The organism is Methylobacterium sp. WL18, assembly GCF_008040015.1.
Lineage (GTDB): Bacteria > Pseudomonadota > Alphaproteobacteria > Rhizobiales > Beijerinckiaceae > Methylobacterium > Methylobacterium mesophilicum.
The window spans coordinates 1-2,799 of record NZ_VRVD01000615.1 but is presented as its reverse complement, the minus strand read 5'-3'; the positions used below and the strand labels follow the sequence as shown (position 1 = coordinate 2,799).

2 protein-coding genes are annotated in these 2,799 nt (G+C 73.1%); both read right to left on the bottom strand.

Translation table 11 applies throughout. The features are described from left to right. Window positions 1–1,931: primosomal protein N' (locus tag FV228_RS25875; RefSeq protein ID WP_147857157.1), on the bottom strand; the 1,931-nt coding region annotated here is incomplete at its 3' end. 64 nt (window positions 1,932–1,995) lie between these two features. Continuing rightward, a partial coding sequence (locus FV228_RS25870) for an MFS transporter (protein ID WP_147857156.1) occupies window positions 1,996–2,799 on the bottom strand: 804 nt, incomplete at its 5' end.

Sequence of the window (2,799 nt, the reverse complement as noted above, 5' to 3'; positions counted from 1 at the left end):
GCCCAGACGATCAGATCGTCGATCAGAACGAAAGGCTGCAGGCCCGCCGCCTCGCGGGCGTGGATCTCCTCCTGATAGAAGCGCTCCGCATCCCCCGACAGCAGCGAGGCGATCACCGGGTGCTCGGGCTGGTAGGTCTGGACCAGCGCCCGCCCGGGCTTGTCGCCGCGCCCGGCCCGGCCGGTGACCTGTTGGAGCAGCTGGAAGGTGCGCTCCGCCGCCCGGGGATCGCCCGAGGTCAGGCCGATATCGGCGTCCAGCACCCCGACCAGGGTGAGGCTCGGGAAGTTGTGGCCCTTCGCCACCAGCTGCGTGCCGATGACGAGGTCGCATTCCCCGGCCGCCACCGCCTCCAACTCCTGGCGCAGCCGGTCGGCACCGCCGGGAAAGTCGCTCGACAGGACGACGATGCGCCGGTCCGGGAACAGCCCGGCGGCCTCTTCGGCGATCCGCTCGACGCCCGGGCCGCAGGCCGTCAGGTTGTCGAAGGTACCGCACTCGGTGCAGGCCTCAGGCCGCCGCTCGGTGTAGCCGCACTGATGGCAGACGAGGGCGCGCCGGAACCGGTGCTCCACCAACCAAGTCGAGCAGTTCTTGCACTGGTAGCGGTGCCCGCACGCCCGGCACAGGGTCAGTGGCGCGTAGCCCCGGCGGTTGAGGAACAGCAGCGCCTGCTCGCCGCGCTCCAGGGTGTGCTTAACAGCGTTGACCAGCGGCGGGCTGAGGAAGCGGCCCCGCTCGGGCTGGTCCTTGCGCATGTCGATGGCGGCGATGTCGGGCAGGCGTCGTCCGCCGAACCGCTCCGGCAGCAGCACGTGGCGGTAGCGCCCGCGCGCCGCGTTCACCCGGGTCTCGATCGACGGCGTCGCCGAGGCCAGCACCACCGGGCAGCCCTCCAAGCGCCCGCGCACCACCGCCATGTCGCGGGCGTGGTAGTGGACGCCGTCCTCCTGCTTGTAGGCGGCCTCGTGCTCCTCATCGACCACGATCAGGCCGAGGCGGGCGAACGGCAGGAACAGCGCCGAGCGGGCGCCGACAACCACCAGAGCCTCGCCGGCCGCCACCGCGGCCCGCAGGCGCTCGCGGCGCTTGCCGCCGATGCCGGAATGCCAGGCCGCCGGCCGGACCCCGAAGCGTTGGGCGAACCGGTCGAGGAACTGCGCCGTCAGGGCGATCTCGGGCATCAGGATCAGCGCCTGCCGCCCAGTTCGGATACAGGCCGCGACCGCCTCGAAATAGACCTCGGTCTTGCCCGAACCGGTGACCCCCTCGAGCAGGATCGGCCGGTTGTCGGCCGCCTCTGCGTCGGGTTGCAGCCACGGAAACGGCTCGACCAGTTCCGTCACCGCCCCCGCCTGGGCGGGCGAAAGCGGCGTGCGCGGAAAGTCGGGATCGGGCGGCAGGGCGACCGGCTCGGGCTCGACCGCGATGGTCTCCAGGACGCCGTCATCGATCAGGCCGTCGATCACCGAGAGCGAGACCCCGGCCTCCTTGGCGAGCGCGCTCTTGCCGCGCAGCACCCGGTCGGCCGCCGTCGCCACGACCTTAGCCCGTGCCGCGGTCGGCCGTGAGGGCGGCTTGTCGGTGAGGCGCACCGCGACCCGGGCGGTCTCGGCGGCGGCGGCCTCGTCGGGCAGGCGCAGCACCATGGCGAGCGCCGAGCCCTTCGGGGCGAGGGTGTACCGGGCGATCCAATCGACCAGGCTGCGCAGCGGCTCCGAGAGGGGTGCGTAGGGCAGGGTGCCAGTCACGGGGCGCAGGTTCGATCCGCCGGCCGTCTCGGCCAGACCCCAGACGACGCCCACGATCTCGCGAGGCCCGAGTGGCACCTGCACCACGTCGCCGACCGCGAGGTCGAGGCCGCCGGGCACGGCGTAGCTGTAGGGCGCTTCGAGCGCCAGCGGGATCAGGATCTCGGCGACAAAGGGCATGCGGGTGTATCGGGCGGGTCCGTTCCGGGTCCGTACCACAGGGCCGGGAAAAGAACCCGCGGCTTCAGCCGTCGCGCAGGCCCGGCACCAGCGGCAGGGCGACGAGGCTCAGGGCCGCCATCGCCCAGAAGGCCGGCGCCCCGAACGCGCCGAAGAGCGCGCCGGAGGCCAGCGTCGCCAGCACGCCGGACAGGCCGAGGCCGAGGGTCCCGTAGAGCGCCAGCGCGGTGGCCCGGCGTTCCGGGGGCGTCGCGGCTTCGATCAGGCCGAGGCAGGCCAGATGCAGGAGGGCAAAGCTGAGCCCGTGCAGGAGTTCCGCGGCGGCAAGGACGGGGATCGCGGTCGTCGAGGCGAGCGCCGCCCAGCGCAGGGCGCCGGCCAGCGCCGCAACCGCGATTCCGGCCGGGAGCCCGATCCGTGCCAGGAGCCAGGGGCCGACGAGCAGGAACACCAGCACCTCGGCCGCCACCGATCCGGACCAGAGCAGCCCGGCGGTGCCGGCTCCGATCCCGGCGCCGCGCCACAGGATCATGGCGAAACCGTCGTGCATGGCGTGGGCGCCGACCACCAGCGAAGCCGCGAAGACCACGCGCAGGAAGCGCGGCAGCCGCAGCAGATCGGCGAAGTTGTGCCATGGCATGGCGCCTTTCTTGGCGCCTTCGCGGATCGGCAGCGCCAGGGCCGCCCCCGAAGCGGCGATGAACAGGCCCCCGCTCGCCACCAGCGCGGCCCACAAGCCGGACGCGGCGATCAGCCAGCCGGCAGCGCCGGTGGCGATGATGAAGCCCGCCGAGCCGGCGGCACGGACCCAGCCATACTGGAAGACGGTCCCGCCCCGGGCGGCATATAGCGCTCGCCGCCAGGACGG